The sequence below is a fragment of the Bradyrhizobium sp. Rc2d genome (assembly GCF_900099855.1).
Classification (GTDB): domain Bacteria; phylum Pseudomonadota; class Alphaproteobacteria; order Rhizobiales; family Xanthobacteraceae; genus Bradyrhizobium.
The window spans coordinates 20,223-34,593 of the sequence record NZ_FNCU01000007.1; the positions used below are offsets into that span (position 1 = coordinate 20,223).

Genomic DNA, 14,371 nt, shown 5'->3' on the forward strand with positions numbered 1-14,371 from the left:
TGAGACCTCTGATGAGACTGCTGATCGAAATCGCCACTGCGACCCTGCTCATTGTCTGCATCAGCGTCTCCACCGCCGCCTCCGCCGCCGGCAAAATGGGCCGCAGCGCCGACGGCCTCAGCTGCGCAGTCTCGCTCCCGCAAAACGCAACGCCAGCAGCCCGCTGCGCCGCCATCAAGCGCCAATGTGGCGGCAAGTTTTATGCGAGCGCATGCGGGGACAGGCTGATGTCGGCGGTGAATTGAGGGCGTTGGGGCGAGGCGAGACTGCTTCCGCGCGTCGTCCTGGCGAAAGCCAGGACCCATTACCCCAACTGCTAGATGAGGCCCGACCGGTCATTCCAATCCGGATTTTCCTGCTCGATCAACTTGATCTTCCAGTCGCGCTTCCAGAACTTCAGTTGCTTCTCGCGTGCGATCGCTTCTTGCGGTGTCGCAAAGGCCTCGACATGGACGAGCCGGAATACCTTGTATCTGTACACGAACTTGGAGCCTCGCCCCGAGCGATGCGACTCAAGCCGCGCGCGTACGTCGTTGGTGACGCCGACGTAAATCGTACCGTGATGACGACTTGCGAGGATATAGACGTAGTAGCTGCCTGTGCTCATGGCTCCCTTCGCAAAGACAACGCCGACCGGGGTAATGGGTCCTGGCTTTCGCCAGGACGACGTTCTCAACAAGAGCGCCGGAGCATCAGAACAAATTAAGAACATTTTAGCAAGTCTTTGATATATCATTGTGATTCGGCATCTCGCCGACACAATATCTAGCGTCCTTCAGACTTCACGAGGACTACATGTCCACCATTGCCTTCGATCAATTCGCCCTCACCCGGATCGCCGATTTCGCGCGGTCGCTGTCGCGACTGCATCGGGCGGCGCGGCGCCAGAGGATCGATGACGACCAGTTCGACCGCGAGTTCAACGCGGTGTGCCAGTCGATCTGGGGCTACACCATCGACGACATCAGCGACGAGCTGTTTTCGACCGACGACCATCTGTTCCTCGACACGCTGGATGAAGCGCAAGCGCGCATCTTCGCCGCCGAGCAGGGTTATGACCTCGTCGATGACCAGGGCATGCTGACCGATTGGTGGGGCTTTTGCTGGATGATCCTGGCCGAGAAGCGCGGCCTCCTGACGCCGGAAAACCGCGCCGCTGCGCGCGCGGCGATCGAGGAGAAATATCTGGCGGCGCCGAACGTGATCGGGGTGATCATCGGACGGTAGACTCGTGCCCCGGGCGCAGCGCAGCACGTCAGTGATGCGCTGCTGAACCGGGGCCCAGAAATTGCTGGGTCCCGGCTCAGCGTCGCATCGCTTTCGCGCTGCGCCGCGTCCAGGACACGAGATCAGTCCAATCCCGCCCGCTTCGCCGGCTTCTGCGTCTTCGGCACGGTCACGTCGGGCAGCACCTCGCGCACGATCTCCGCGGCCGGCGCGTCCGCCGCGACCGTCTCGGCGCGCACCGGTGCTACCTTCATCTCGCCAAGACGCGCGCGGACCTGCGCGGTGAGGCCGGGATAGGAGGCAACCGGAGTGAAGTCCGCAGCCTGGTCGTTGCCGACACGGATGCCGGTATAGGCAACGAGGCCGTCGGCGGTCGCAATCACGTCGCCGGCCTTCAGCGATGAATCCAGCGCGAGGTCGACCGGGGCGAGGCCCACGGGTTCGCGCCCGTTGCAGGTGCAGTCGGCGCGCAGCGCCTTGCGGTAGGCGAACGCGTTCTCACTGTCGGCGTAGCGCTCGCCGGTCTGCGACGCGGCACCCTCGATCGAGGAGCCGAAATAGACCTTCGTCGCGCTGGCAGGGCAGAACGCCTGACACATCTGCGCCGGCGAGGCGAGCCCGCGCATCAGCGGAAAATATTTGCCGTCGCAGCTGCGCACGCAGAAGGCCGGACCGGAGCCGCCGGCCGCCGCCGAACGGGTCGGCGGCGCATATTGCGGGGTTGCCGCATTCTGCTGGCCGGTGAAGGGATCGGTGTAGGAGCCCGCCTGCTGCGGCACTTCGCGCTGCGGGCGCTGCTGCTGCAGGCCGCCGAAGAAGAAGTCGAACAGGCCTTCGGCCGAAACCGGAGCCGGGGCCGCGAGCAGCGGTGCCGCAAGGCTGGCGGCCACAAGCATCGCGCGACGCCACCGGCGCGCATGGGACGAGATTGTACGCAACGCTCACTCCACGGACGCTACTGAACCTGGCCGCGACCAGCGAGGTCTTGGCGCATGATTCACCATAAAGCGGGATGGTAAATGAGCAGTTGAGCGGAGGCGGTTTCAAGTCGAGGCCGTGACCTCTTTGAGGCCGGGCACAGCTTCCGACAGATCGTTGCTTCCGGGCCACGCCCGAGCGTAACGTCCAGGGCTGTTTCGCGGCCTCAAGCCTTCAAGAATTCCGACGCCTTGTAGAGCGAGCGGAACGGCAGGCCGGCCGCGCCGAAAGTGTCCGTGGCGCCTTCCTCGCGGTCGACCATGGTCAGCACCAGCACCACATTGGCGCCGGTCTCGCGCACGGATTCCACCGCCTTCATCGCCGAGCCGCCTGTGGTGGTGACGTCCTCGACGATCACGACGCGCTTGCCCGCCAAGGTCTCGCCCTTGGGCAAGCCCTCGATCGCGAGCTTGGCGCCGTGCTCCTTCGGTTTCTTGCGCACGAAGAACGCCGCGATCGGATGGCCCTTGATCCAGGAGATCTGCGCCAGCGCGCCGGCGAGCGGCACCGCGCCCATCTCGAGCCCGCCGATGAAATCGAGCTTGTCGTCCTTCAGCGCCTCGTAAGTGAGTTCGGCGAGCAGCGTCGCGCCCTCGGGGTCGAGCATGGTCGGCTTGAGGTTGAAGTAGAAATCGCTCTTGCGGCCCGACGCGAGCGTCACCTCGCCGCGGCCAAAGGAGCGCCGGCGGATGATTTCGAACAGGCGGGCGCGGGAGGCTGATTTCGACACGACGGTCCCTCGAACAGCGTTTTTGAAGGAGGCGGAATTTATCCGCGACTGCCGCGACATTCCAGAGGGGGCGTCTCCCGTCAACAGGGATCGGCTATTCCGGCCCGCCGGTTGTGGGGGTGCAACCTTCTGGAGTAGGTGAGGGCCGAACCTGGGGAAGGGAAGCAAGGCATGACCATCGAACTGCACACCTGGAACACACCGAACGGCCGCAAGATCTCGGTCGCGCTGGAGGAGATGGGGCTGCCCTACAAGGTGATCCCGGTGAACATCACCAAGGGCGAGCAGATGGCCCCGGAGTTCCTCAAGCTTTCTCCCAATAACAAGATCCCCGCGATCGTCGACCCCGAGGGTCCCGACGGCAAGCCTGTCAGCATCTTCGAATCCGGCGCGATCCTGCTCTATCTCGGCGAAAAGACCGGCAAATTCCTGCCGAGATCGCTTGCCGCGCGCATCCCCGTCTATGAATGGCTGATGTGGCAGATGGGCGGCTTCGGCCCGATGCCCGGCCAGGTGCATCATTTCATCGCGCTCGAGAACGAGCAGGACCGCGCTTATGGCCTGAAGCGCTTCATGGCGGAGACGCGCCGGCTCTATGGCGTGCTCGACCGCCGGCTGGAGGGCCGCGACTTCGTCGCCGGCGAGCTCTCGGTTGCCGATTTCGCGATCCTGGGCTGGGCCTGGCGCCATCCGCGCCACAAGGTCGATCTCGCCGACTTCCCCAACGTCAAGCGCTGGTACGACGCCTTGATGGCGCGGCCCGCGGTGAAGCGGGGGATGGAGGCGAAACTGGATTGAGGTTGCTCTTTAGCCTCTCCCACAAGGGGGAAACAGGAGATACCTCGCCCAATAGGCCAACCGTCCTGCCGCATTATCCTGCATTATTTTGTTGCCTAAGCAACTAATTTGTGCGAACCGTTTCCCGGACAAGGACGACGGCGGAGGAACCGCCGCGTCCGATCTCGGAGGAAACGATGCGCGGCCGGACTGGTGCCGTCGGCAAATGCTGGCGCATGCCTAGACATGAGGGAGGCGGACCGCCGGCGCGCGGCCTGTCAGGTCTCGGTGCCGCCGGTCACCGCGCCGAGATTTTCGTGCAGCCTGCGGAGCAGGTCGATCAGCACCTCACGCTCGTCCTTGCTGAGGCAGGACAACAGGCGCCGCTCGCGTTCGAGCGCGGCGACGATGACCTTGTCGTGGGTGGCGCGGCCCTTCGCCGTGAGCGAGATCGAATGGGTGCGGCCGTCGTTCGGGTCGGTGCGGATCGACACCAGCCCGCGCTTTTCGAGCCCCGCGAGCGTCCGGCTCACCGGCCCCTTGTCGAAGCCGATGACGTGGCAGATGCGCGAGGCCGGGATGCCGGGCTCGATCGCCAGCAGCGACATGATCCGCCATTCCGTGACGTTGACGCCGAATTGCCGCTGATAGAACGCGGTAGCGCTGTTCGAGAGCTTATTAGCGATGAAGGTGACGAACGCCGGGACGTAACGATCGAGATCGAGCGTCGGTCCCGCATCATTGGGCGCAGGCTTTTGGCGGACTCTGGTCGAAGACGGCGGCATATCGGGGTTCTGACTCGCGGCGGGCCGAGAGACCTAAGGGCATGCGCCGCCCTTTCACAAGATCAAAATGAGGGAGGTCTCCCATGACTGCATCCGGCTCCTCCGTATCAGCTGGCGTCGCCGCCGTCCCGCATCTCGACGTCGATCCCTTCGCGATGAATTTTTTCGCCGATCCCTATCCCACGCATGAATTGCTGCGGGAGGCAGGCCCGGTCGTCTATCTCGACAAATGGAGTGTGTACGGCGTGGCGCGCTATGCCGAGGTCCATGCCGTGCTGAACGATCCCGCGACCTTCTGCTCCAGCCGTGGCGTCGGCCTCAGTGATTTCAAGAAGGAGACGCCGTGGCGGCCGCCGAGCCTGATCCTGGAGGCCGATCCGCCCGCGCACACCCGCACCCGGGCCGTGCTGTCAAAGGTGCTGTCGCCGACCGTGATGAAGCAGGTGCGCGACCGCTTTGCCGCAGCGGCCGAGGCGCGGGTCGAAGCGTTACTGGAGCAGCGCAGCTTCGATGCGATCGCCGACCTCGCGGAAGCCTATCCGCTCTCGATCTTTCCCGATGCGCTCGGGCTGAAGCCGGAAGGACGCGAGCATCTGATCCCCTATGCGAGCGTGGTGTTCAACGCCTTCGGCCCGCCCAACCAGTTGCGCCAGGAGGCGATCGAACGCTCGGCGCCGCATCAGGCCTATGTCGCCGAGCAGTGCCAGCGCGAAAATCTGGCGCCCGGCGGATTCGGCGCCTGCATCCACGCCCGCGTCGATGACGGCGAGATCACCGCGACCGAAGCGCCACTCTTGGTGCGCTCGCTGCTGTCGGCCGGCCTCGACACCACCGTCAACGGCATCGGCGCCGCGGTCTATTGCCTCGCGCGCTTCCCGGATCAATGGCAGCGCCTGCGCGAGGATCTCTCGCTCGCGCGCGGCGCTTTCGAGGAGGCTGTGCGCTTCGAAAGCCCGGTGCAGACCTTCTTCCGCACCACCACGCGGGAGGTCGAGCTCTCCGGCGCGAAGATCGGCGAGGGTGAGAAAGTGCTGATGTTCCTCGCCGCCGCCAACCGCGATCCGCGGCGCTGGGACAAGCCCGACCGCTACGACATCACCCGCCGCACCTCCGGCCATGTCGGCTTCGGCTCCGGCATCCACATGTGCGTCGGCCAGCTCGTCGCCCGCCTCGAAGGCGAGGTGATGCTGACGGCGCTGGCCCGACGCATCGCGAAGATCGAGATCACGGGCGAACCAAAACGGCGCTTCAACAACACGCTGCGCGGGCTCGACAGCCTGCCTGTCACCATCACCCCGGCCTGACGAGGAGTTTTATGCCCGCCATCACCTTCATCCATCCGGACGGCAGGTCCGATCGCGTCGAGACCGGCGATGGCGAGAGCGCCATGCAGGCCGCGACCCGCCACGGCCTTGACGGCATTCTGGCCGAATGCGGCGGCAACGCCATGTGTGCGACCTGTCACGTCTATGTCGACGAGAGCTGGCTGACGCGCCTGCCTGATATGGCGGACGACGAGGATGCGCTGCTCGACGGCACCGCGAGCGCGCGGCTGCCGAACAGCCGGCTGTCCTGCCAGATCCACGTCACGCCCGCGCTCGACGGGCTCGTCGTGAGGCTGCCGGAGCGGCAGGTCTGAAACTTGAATCGCGCCGGCAACGATCGGCGCGGCACCACATCCAACAGGGGAGGGAACGATGAAGCATCTGAAGTGGGCACTCGCACTGGCTGCGAGCCTGGTGGCCGGCGCGGCAAGCGCCGAGATATCCGACAATGTCGTGCGCGTCGGCGTGCTCAACGACATCTCCGGCATCTTCCAGGACACCAACGGCATGGGCTCGGTCGAGGCCGCGCGCATGGCGGCGGAGGATTTCAACGGGGGCGGCAAAGGCATCAAGGTCGAGATCGTCTATGCCGATCACCAGAACAAGGCCGATGTCGGCAGCGCCATCGCGCGCAAATGGCTCGATGTCGAAGGCGTCGACGCCATCGTCGACGTGCCGAACTCGGCCGTCGGGCTCTCCATCAACACGCTCTTGCGCGACAGCCGCATGACGTTCCTGGCGTCCTCGACCGCAAGCTCCGATCTCACCGGCAAGGCCTGCTCGCCCAACACTATCCAGTGGGTCAACGACACCTGGGCGACCGGTAGCACCACGGCAGCGGCGATGGTGTCGCGTGGCGGCAAGGAGTGGTACTTCCTCACGGTCGACTTTGCGCTGGGCAAGGGCATCGAATCGGAAGCGCAGAAATATATCGAGGCGCATGGCGGCAAGGTGATCGGTTCGTCGAAGCATCCGCTCGGCACCTCCGATTTCGCGTCCTTCCTGTTGCAAGCGCAAAGCTCGAAAGCGCCGGTGATCGGCCTTGCCAATGCCGGCGGCGACACCATCAACGCTGTGAAGCAGGCCGCCGAGTTCGGCATCCAGCAGAGCGGCCAGAAGCTGGTTGCCTTCCTGCTCTTCATCAACGACGTCCACGGCATGGGCATCAAGGTCGCGCAAGGGCTCCAGCTCATGGAAGCTTTTTACTGGGATATGAACGATGACACCCGCGCCTTTGCAAAACGCTTCGCGGCGCGTCCGGGCATGAACGGCAAGATGCCGAGCGGCAACCAGGCCGGCGTCTACGCCTCCACGCTCGCTTATCTCAACGCCGTCGCCGCCACCGGCAGCGACAATGCCAAGAACGTCGTGCCCGAGATGAAGAAGTTCAGGGGCAAGGACAAGCTGTTCGGCGACACCATCATCCGCCAGGACGGCCGCGTGGTGCATCCGATGTACCTGTTCGAGGTGAAGAAGCCGGAGGAGTCGAAATATCCGTACGACTATTACAAGCTGGTCTCGACCATCCCAGCGGACCAGGCGTTCCGCCCGCTGGCCGAGGGCGGCTGCGAACTGGTGAAGTAGGGGAGCGAGCGCGGTCTCCGTCACCCTCCCCTGGAGGGGGAGGGTCGATCGCGCGCAGCGCGAGCGGGGTGGGGTGATCTCTCCACTCGGGCACCGCTTCTGCGGAAAGACTGTCACCCCACCCCGCTACGCATTTCGCTTCGCTGCATGCGTAGCGACCCTCCCCCTCCAGGGGAGGGTAAGAGAAACGCCCTCTACACCACCTTGCTACTTCCCTGCGTGATCAGCCGCGCCGCCCGCTGGTCGCGGGAGTAGATCCAGAGCCAGCTGAGCGCGACGCTGAGGCGGTGGCGGAGGCCGATCAGGAAGTAGATGTGGGCGATGCCCCAGATCCACCACGCGATGGTGCCGCGCAGCTTGATGCGGCCGAAGTCGATCACCGCGAGCCGCTTGCCGATCTGCGCGAGGCTGCCGGCGTGCTTGTAGCGGAAGGCGCCCTTCGTCTCGCCGCGCAGCCGCGCCCCGATGGTCTCGGCGACATGGCGGCCTTGCTGCTTGGCCGCGGGCGCGATGCCGGGCACCGGCTTGCCCTCCCAGGCGTTGATGTTGACGGTGTCGCCGATCGCAAAGATCTCGGGATGGCCCGGAATCGTCAGGTCGCCCTCGACCTGCACGCGCCCGGCGCGATCGCTTGGTGCGCCCAGCCATTCGGCAGCGGGCGAAGCGCGCACGCCGGCGGCCCAGATCCTGGTCTTGGCGTTGAGCCGCGTGCCGCCGAACACCACGCCGTCGCGGTCGATCTCGGTCACGGGTTGCCCCAGCACCACCTCGACGCCGATTTTCTCCAGCGAGGCCTGCGCGTAAGCCGAGAGGTCGTCGGCAAACCCCGCGAGCACGCGCGGGCCGGCTTCGATCAGCACGACGCGCGCCTTCGTCGTGTCGATGTTGCGGAAATCGCCGGGCAGAGTGTGGTGCGCCATCTCGGCGATGGTGCCGGCGAGCTCGACGCCGGTCGGGCCGGCGCCGACGATGACGAAGGTCAGCCGCGCCGCGCGCCTCTCCGGATCCGTCTCGCGCTCGGCGCGCTCGAATGCCACCAGGATGTGCCGGCGCAGCGTGGTGGCGTCCTCCAGCGTCTTCAGGCCGGGCGCGAACTGCTCCCATTCGTCATGGCCGAAATAGGCGTGCCGGGCGCCGGTGGCGAGCACGAGGGTGTCGTAAGGCACCTCGCTGCCGTCGTCGATCAGCACGCAGCGCCTGTCGGTGTCGACGCCGCTGACGGTCGCAAACAGCGTCGTCACCTCGCGCCGGCCCCGCATGAGATGGCGGACCGGCCAGGCGATCTCGCTGGTCGCGAGCGAAGCAGTCGCGACCTGGTAGAGCAGCGGCTGGAACAGATGATGGTTGCGGCGGTCGATCAGCGTGATCTCGACCGGCGCGCCCGCGAGCCGGTAGGTTGTCTCCAGCCCGCCAAAGCCGGCTCCGACGATGACGACGCGGTGCGGTGTCGTGGTCATGATGTGCCCCTCGAATCTCGCTGCTCTACCTTCTCATTTAAGTGCGGATTGGGCGCCGCGGTCCAATAGCCGTCATCAATCGCCGCATAGGCCTGGTGCATCGATCCGCCGCGAAAAAGTGCCGCAGCCTTGACCATGCCTTGGCCGAAGTGAGTAGAATTATATTTCTTGCCATCCCCAATTCTGGCGAAATATGGTGCAGGGACGGACGCTGAGCCATTGGCGGCTCGACAGATTTTGCGTTCAATAAAGACTGGCCCGGTGCGGCGATCACCCCGTTTCCGGGATCGATAATCAAGGAGGGGAGTGGTTATGAGGACGGCATTCTGGCTGGCGGGCGCAGCGGCGCTGGTGCTGGCAAATCCGGCATTCGCCGGCGACACCATCAAGATCGGCTTCGTCTCGACCTTCAGCGGCCCGACCGCCGTAATCGGCAATGACATGCGCAATTCCTTCGAGCTCGCGCTCGACCATCTCGGCCGCAAGATGGCCGGCAAGCCGGTCGAGGTGATCTACGAGGACGACGGGCAGAAGCCGGATGTCGGCAAGCAGAAGACCGAGAAGCTGGTGCAATCCGACAAGGTCGATTTCATCGTCGGCTACATCTGGTCGAACGTGCTGCTGGCCTCGCTCAAGACCGCGGTCGATTCGCAGACCTTCCTGATCTCGGCCAATGCCGGTCCCTCGCAGCTCGCCGGCGAGCTGTGCTCGCCTTACGTGTTCTCGACCTCCTGGCAGAACGACCAGACCCCGCAGGCGGTCGGCACCTATATGAACCAGAAGGGCGTCAAGTCGGTGTTCCTGATCGGGCCGAACTACGCCGCCGGCAAGGACATGCTGGCCGGCGTCAAGAGCACCTTCAAGGGTCAGGTCGTGGGTGAGGAATACACGGTGTGGCCGAGCCAGCTCGACTTCTCCGCCGAGCTCACCAAGGCCAAGAACTCCAAGGCCGAATCGATCTTCGTGTTCTATCCGGGCGCGGCCGGCGTCCAGTTCCTCAATCAATACGCCCAGGCCGGCATCAAAGCGCAGATTCCGCTCTACACCGCCTTCACGATCGACGAATTGTCGCTGCCGCTGCAGAAGGACAACGCGCTCGGCGTGCCTGGTGCGCAGCAATGGGTCAACGATCTGCCCAACGACGAAAACAAGAAATTCGTCGCCGACTACCGCAAGAAGTATACCGGCCTGCGCCCGACATTCTACGGCGCGCAGTCTTATGACGCCGCGAACCTGATCAACAGCGCGGTCGTCGCCGTGAAGGGCGACACCTCGAAGAAGGACGCGATGAAGGCCGAAATGGAGAAGGTGAACTTCAAGTCGGTGCGCGGCCCGTTCAAATACGGCAACAACCACATCCCGATCCAGAACTTCTACCTGCAGGACGTGGTCAAGGACGCCGACGGCCAGCTCGCACTGAAGACCGTCGCCACCATCGTCGAGCACGACCAGGATCGTTTCCACGACAAGTGCAAGATGAAGTGAGCTGATCTGTTTCCTCTCCCCATCCCCGCTGCTTCTTACCCTCTCCCCGCTTGCGGGGAGAGGGTAGGGTGAGGGGGAGCCTCCGCGGGGACGGAGACAGTCGAATTCCTCGACGCTCCCCACACCGTCATTGCGAGCCAACGGGTCCGCGCGAAGCGCGGCCCGATGACAGGCTCCGCGAAGCAATCCAGAATCCCTCCGCGGAAAAATTCTGGATTGCTTCGCTGCGCTCGCAATGACGTGTTGGAAGAGCGCTGCCCCCGACGGACATATGACTCGCGGAGAGTCCCCCTCACCCGCCGCGCTACGCGCGTCGGCCTCTCCCCGCTGGCGGGGAGAGGCGAAGGGCCGCGCTTGCAGAGTTAAATTCTTGGCACGCTCGAGGGGCGCACTTCGCGGGCTTGCGCCGCAAGCCTGATGCCGGCGTTGGCCGCGCCAAAGCCCTGATAGTTTCGCCGCTCGACGATCTCGAAGAAGAAGCGCTCGTCGAAGATGTGGGTGTAGACCTGGAAGAATTCGCCGTCACCGTCGCGGTCGTAGAGGATGTGGTTGGCGCGCAGTTGAGCCATCAACTCGGGCGCGAGGTCGTATTTGGCTTCGATGTCGTCGTAGTAATTATCCGGGATATCCAGGAAATCCGCGCCCCGCTTGCGCATCTCCGCGACCGTCGCAAAAATGTCCCGGCATGAGAACGCGACGTGCTGCACGCCGGAGCCGAAGAACTCCGAGATGAAGCGCGACGGCAGTGTGCGGTTGGCGGAGGAGCCGTTGAGCACGAAGCGCAGGCTCTGGTCTGCGTTGATGATGGCCTGGCTCTGCACCAGGCCTCTGGGGTCGGCGATCTCCATCTGCGGCAGCCGCGTCAGGTCGAGAATGCCGGTGTAGAACAGCAGCCAGGACAGCATCTCGTCATAGGGCATCGACTGCGCGATGTGATCGACCGCCAAAAGTGCATCCGCGCTTGTCTCGCTCGCGACCGGCTCGAAATCGGTATCCCAGTTCTTGCCGGCCTGATCGAGGAAATAGAGCAGGCTGCCGCCGACGCCGTGGATCGCCGGGATCTCCAGCTCGCCCGGTCCGACCGGCTGATAGAAGGTGCGCGCCTTCAGCGCTTCGGCGCGCTGCATGGCAAGGCCCGCATTGTCGACGTCGAGCGCGATCGCACAGACGCCGGGGCCGTGGGTGACGTAATGCGAATGCGCGAAGCCGTCGGTCTCGCAATTGATCACGAGCTCGACCTTGCCCTGCGACCAGCGCTCCACCGCCTTGCTGCGGTGCTTGCCGGTCTTGCGGAAACCGAGCTGCGCGAACAGGCGGGCAAGCTCGCCCGCCTTGGTCTCGTTGACGGCGAATTCGACGAAGCCGGTGCCGTAGCTCCTGGCCTTCGGTGCCAGCGGCTCGTGGACGAGCTTTGGCCAGTCCGCTGCCAGCTGGTCCTCGAGCAGGATCAGCGAGCGCAGGCCGTCGATCGCGGTCTGCGCCGCCGAGCCGGCGCGGAATTGGTCGTTGAAGATCTCCAGCGACAGCGGCCCGGCATAGCCGGTCGCCGCGACCGCCGCCATGAACTCGCCGACCGGCAGGTCACCCTGGCCGGGGAAAGAACGGAAGTGCCGGCTCCAGGAGAGGATGTCGAGCTCGAGCTTTGGCGCGTCCGCAAGCTGCACCAGAAAGATCTTGTCGCCGGGGATCGAGGCCATCGCGCGCGTCGGAAATCCCGGGGCCAACGCATGAAAACTGTCGAGGATGACGCCGATCGCGGCATGATCGGCGCGGCGCACGATCTCCCAGGCGTCGCGATAGTCGTTGACATGGCGTCCCCAGGCCAGCGCCTCGTAGCCGACGCGCAAGCCACGTTTCGCGGCGCGCTCGCCGAGCTCGCGAAAATCGTCGGCGGCGCGGTCGATGCCGCCGAGCGAGGCGGGCGAAATGTTGGAGCAGATGAGCAAGAGATCGGTGCCGAGCTCCTGCATCAGGTCGAACTTGCGCTCCGCGCGGGCAAAGTTGCGCGAACGCTGCGGCTCGGGCATGCCCTCGAAATCGCGGAACGGTTGGAACGCGCAGATCTCGAGATTGAGATCCTTGCAGAGGCGCGCGACCTCGCGCGGGCTGGCGCCGAACGACAGTAGATCGTTCTCGAAGATCTCGACCGCGTCGAACCCGGCGGCTGCGATGGCGCGGAGCTTCTCGTCCAGTGCGCCGGAGAGGGAAACCGTTGCGATCGAGCGCTTGTTCATGCTGCCTGCTCCATGATCCGGCCCGGCGATACCGTGCGTCCCGTGCGCGCGGCTTCGCTTACGGCTTCCACCACCGCGAGCGTGCCCATCGCATCTTCGACCGAGATCAGCGGCTGCTCGCGGCCCGCGATCACGGCCTGGAAATGTCTGAGCTGCTCGGCGAGCGGATCGTAAGCGGAGAGTGCGACGGGCTCGCGAACCAGGGGCGCGTGCCAGCCGGGATTTTCTGAATACGACCACAGCTCCATGGTCGGCACCGACAGCGAGCCGTTGGTGCCGGCGAAGACGTAACAGGGCTGGTCCTGTCTGGGATAGACCGCGTTCTCGCCCGCCGTCAGCTCCCAGCTCCAGGGTGCCGGCGTTGCATCGGAGACCGTCACGGTTCCAAGCGCACCATTGGCAAAGCGCAGCAGCAGCGCGGCGGTGTCCTCGACCGCAAAGCCGCGCACCTTGTTCGACGTCAGCGCCTGCACCTCGGCGATCTCGCCGCAGACGAAGCGGAGATTGTCGATGTCGTGGATCAGGTTGATCAGCAGCGGCCCGCCGCCCTGTTCGCGCCGCCAGGCGACCTCGAAGTAATCGTCGGGTTTCTTCAGCAGCCACAGCCCGGCCACGGCGGTGAGCTGGCCGAGCTTGCCGGTCGCGACAGCCTCGCGGGCCGACTTGATGATCGGATTGTGGCGGCGGTGGTGACCGACCAGCATCGGCACGCCGCTGCGCTTGACCGCCTCACAGAGGCGACGTGCCGCTGCGACGCTGTCGGTCACCGGCTTTTCGATCAGCGCCGGCACGCCCGCCGCGGCGCAGTCGAGCGCCATGGGCAGATGCAGCGTGTTCGGCGAGGCGATGATCAGCCCGTCCGGCTTCTCCTGCTCCAGCAATGCGCGATGATCGGCATAGCAGGGCGTGTTGCGCGCCCGCGCAAAATCGCCAGCGGCCGGCGAAGGATCGGCAATGCCGGCCAGCACGCAATCCGGCGATGCCTCGATCAGCTCGATATGGCGGCGGCCGATCAGGCCCGCGCCGGCAACGGCGATGCGCATCTTGGCGCTCATGCCGCGCTCTCTTCCATGGCACCGCCCAGGAAGAGTTGGCCGATGCGGGGATCGTTCAAAATGCGCTTGGCGTCGTCGACCATGCGGGTCTGGCCGAGCTCGAGTACGATGCCGATGTCGGAAATCTCCAGCGCCGAGCGGGCATTCTGCTCGATCATCAGGATCGTGACGCCGCGGTCGCGTAGGCTTTTGAGGATGTCGAAAGTCTGCTGCACCATCAGCGGCGACAGGCCGATCGAGGGCTCGTCGATCAGCACCAGCTTGGGTTCGAGCAGCAGCGAGCGGGCGATCTCGAGCTGCTTCTGCTCACCGCCGGACAGTGTAGAAGCCTGCTGCGTCGATTTCCGCCGCAGCGCCGGGAACAGGTCGAGTGCTGCCTCGATCCGCCTCTGCAGGTCGAGGCCCTTCCCGGCCGCGACGCCGCCGAGCTCGATATTGTGGCGCACGGACAGCTCGGGAAAGATGTTGCGGCCCTGCGGCACGTAGCAGATGCCGGCATTGAGCAGCGCACGCTGGCTCAAGTTCGTGACGTCGCGGCCAGCAAAGCTGATCTTGCCCTCGCGCAGCTTGAGCAGGCCGAAGATGGCCTTGAACACGGTCGACTTGCCGGCGCCGTTCGGGCCGATGATCGTCGTGATCGTGGCTTGAGGTACGGCGAAGGTCGTGCCGTTCAAAATCGTCATCTTGCCGTAGCCGCCGACGAGATTGTGAACCGAGAGGATCGGGTCGCTCAT

15 protein-coding genes are annotated in these 14,371 nt (G+C 65.0%); 7 read left to right on the top strand and 8 right to left on the bottom strand.

The features are described from left to right. The first annotated feature begins 11 nt into the window (after positions 1-11). On the top strand, positions 12-245 hold the full coding sequence (locus BLV07_RS11580) for a hypothetical protein (protein WP_244551071.1): 234 nt from the start codon (positions 12-14) through the stop codon (positions 243-245). Positions 246-316: 71 nt separating this feature from the next. On the opposite strand, the gene BLV07_RS11585 is transcribed toward BLV07_RS11580, so the two are convergent. Further along, complete coding sequence (locus tag BLV07_RS11585; protein ID WP_091884789.1) at positions 317-607, bottom strand: GIY-YIG nuclease family protein; 291 nt, start codon at positions 605-607, stop codon at positions 317-319. Positions 608-795: 188 nt separating this feature from the next. Here BLV07_RS11585 and BLV07_RS11590 point away from each other — a divergent pair, with 188 nt between their 5' ends. Next, positions 796-1,227: a hypothetical protein gene (locus tag BLV07_RS11590; protein WP_091884794.1), complete on the top strand. Its 432-nt coding sequence runs from the start codon at positions 796-798 to the stop codon at positions 1,225-1,227. 122 nt (positions 1,228-1,349) lie between these two features. On the opposite strand, the gene BLV07_RS11595 is transcribed toward BLV07_RS11590, so the two are convergent. Beyond that, a complete protein-coding gene (locus tag BLV07_RS11595; protein ID WP_091884797.1) occupies positions 1,350-2,123 on the bottom strand; it encodes a DUF2865 domain-containing protein in 774 nt (257 codons plus the stop codon). A gap of 248 nt (positions 2,124-2,371) precedes the next feature. After that, complete coding sequence (gene pyrE, locus BLV07_RS11600) at positions 2,372-2,935, bottom strand: orotate phosphoribosyltransferase (RefSeq protein WP_091885388.1); 564 nt, start codon at positions 2,933-2,935, stop codon at positions 2,372-2,374. A 171-nt stretch (positions 2,936-3,106) separates the two neighbouring features. Between pyrE and BLV07_RS11605 the strand changes: the two genes are divergently transcribed. Next, complete coding sequence (locus tag BLV07_RS11605) at positions 3,107-3,733, top strand: glutathione S-transferase family protein (RefSeq protein ID WP_091884802.1); 627 nt, start codon at positions 3,107-3,109, stop codon at positions 3,731-3,733. A 257-nt stretch (positions 3,734-3,990) separates the two neighbouring features. On the opposite strand, the gene BLV07_RS11610 is transcribed toward BLV07_RS11605, so the two are convergent. Then, the gene (locus BLV07_RS11610; RefSeq protein ID WP_091884807.1) at positions 3,991-4,497 is read right to left on the bottom strand and encodes a MarR family winged helix-turn-helix transcriptional regulator; all 507 of its coding nucleotides are present in this window, start codon (positions 4,495-4,497) and stop codon (positions 3,991-3,993) included. An 83-nt stretch (positions 4,498-4,580) separates the two neighbouring features. Between BLV07_RS11610 and BLV07_RS11615 the strand changes: the two genes are divergently transcribed. Genes BLV07_RS11615 through BLV07_RS11625 form a run of 3 tightly spaced genes read left to right on the top strand, consistent with a single transcriptional unit; the run spans position 4,581 to position 7,406 of the window. Next, the gene (locus tag BLV07_RS11615) at positions 4,581-5,801 is read left to right on the top strand and encodes a cytochrome P450 (protein WP_091884810.1); all 1,221 of its coding nucleotides are present in this window, start codon (positions 4,581-4,583) and stop codon (positions 5,799-5,801) included. An 11-nt stretch (positions 5,802-5,812) separates the two neighbouring features. Beyond that, complete coding sequence (locus BLV07_RS11620) at positions 5,813-6,136, top strand: 2Fe-2S iron-sulfur cluster-binding protein (protein WP_091884813.1); 324 nt, start codon at positions 5,813-5,815, stop codon at positions 6,134-6,136. A gap of 58 nt (positions 6,137-6,194) precedes the next feature. Continuing rightward, on the top strand, positions 6,195-7,406 hold the full coding sequence (locus BLV07_RS11625; RefSeq protein WP_091884816.1) for an ABC transporter substrate-binding protein: 1,212 nt from the start codon (positions 6,195-6,197) through the stop codon (positions 7,404-7,406). A 194-nt stretch (positions 7,407-7,600) separates the two neighbouring features. On the opposite strand, the gene BLV07_RS11630 is transcribed toward BLV07_RS11625, so the two are convergent. Next, positions 7,601-8,863, bottom strand: coding sequence for an NAD(P)/FAD-dependent oxidoreductase (locus BLV07_RS11630; protein WP_091884820.1), 1,263 nt, complete (start codon positions 8,861-8,863; stop codon positions 7,601-7,603). 312 nt (positions 8,864-9,175) lie between these two features. Here BLV07_RS11630 and BLV07_RS11635 point away from each other — a divergent pair, with 312 nt between their 5' ends. Then, positions 9,176-10,348, top strand: a complete 1,173-nt coding sequence (locus BLV07_RS11635; protein WP_091884824.1) for an ABC transporter substrate-binding protein — start codon at positions 9,176-9,178, stop codon at positions 10,346-10,348. Between the two features lie 362 nt (positions 10,349-10,710). On the opposite strand, the gene BLV07_RS11640 is transcribed toward BLV07_RS11635, so the two are convergent. The 3 genes from BLV07_RS11640 to BLV07_RS11650 are packed head-to-tail and all read right to left on the bottom strand — an operon-like array spanning position 10,711 to position 14,371. After that, on the bottom strand, positions 10,711-12,582 hold the full coding sequence (locus BLV07_RS11640) for a bifunctional sugar phosphate isomerase/epimerase/4-hydroxyphenylpyruvate dioxygenase family protein (protein WP_091884827.1): 1,872 nt from the start codon (positions 12,580-12,582) through the stop codon (positions 10,711-10,713). Continuing rightward, on the bottom strand, positions 12,579-13,637 hold the full coding sequence (locus BLV07_RS11645; RefSeq protein ID WP_091884831.1) for a Gfo/Idh/MocA family protein: 1,059 nt from the start codon (positions 13,635-13,637) through the stop codon (positions 12,579-12,581). The genes BLV07_RS11640 and BLV07_RS11645 overlap by 4 nt, the downstream gene beginning before the upstream one ends. Beyond that, a complete protein-coding gene (locus tag BLV07_RS11650; RefSeq protein WP_091884836.1) occupies positions 13,634-14,371 on the bottom strand; it encodes an ABC transporter ATP-binding protein in 738 nt (245 codons plus the stop codon). Before BLV07_RS11650 ends, BLV07_RS11645 begins: the two co-directional genes overlap by 4 nt.